1 protein-coding gene is annotated in these 666 nt (G+C 54.1%); it reads left to right on the plus strand.

Annotated elements, in window-relative coordinates; genetic code table 11:
- Nucleotides 1-666, plus strand: a 666-nt coding sequence (locus tag ACR0LX_RS22990; RefSeq protein WP_480785638.1) for a LysR family transcriptional regulator, incomplete at both ends; no start/stop codon positions are given.

Below are 666 nucleotides of genomic sequence, written 5' to 3' on the forward strand. Positions count from 1 at the left end.
TCGCTCAAAGCAGCCGCCAGCGAATTGGGGATCACCCCTGCTGCAGTCGGTCAAAGGATCCGAGCGCTGGAAGATTACCTTGGAACAGACCTTTTGGTCCGTGGTCGGTCAGGATTGCACCCAACACCCGAACTGTCAGGGGCACTGGCGGATCTTCGTACTGCATTTTCGGCACTTGAACGCGTATCGACAACACTCGATTTTCAGCGTGTTAGCGAAATTCACATCGTTGCCGACCCGGATTGGTCCGAATTGTGGCTGGCACCTCGGTTACCGAAATTTAGAGAAGACCATCCAAACATTCTCTTTTGCATCAACGGAGCGGGGGACGTTCCGATGCGGCTGGGGGCGCCAGATATCCGCGTTGAATACGGCGGACGTGAAAAAGGGGAGCCGCTCTTCTTTGACTATCTCGTCCCTGTATGCAGCCCAGACAACTTACGCAGAATAGCCGATTACGACACCGAGCACGAAATGGAAGGGATGCCGCTTCTTCATTTGGAAGAGCACAGAAGTAAAGAAGACAGGCCAGGATTTCGTGACTGGTTCCAGACTTTCGGAATGCGGCGTACTGGTGCTGACCGAGGACCGTATTACAAGCGAGCAGAGATGGCCCTTGAAGCGGTGAGAGAAGATGTGGGCTTTCTCCTTTGCGGCGCTTCTTTG

This window comes from Ruegeria sp. CH11 (assembly GCF_056537105.1).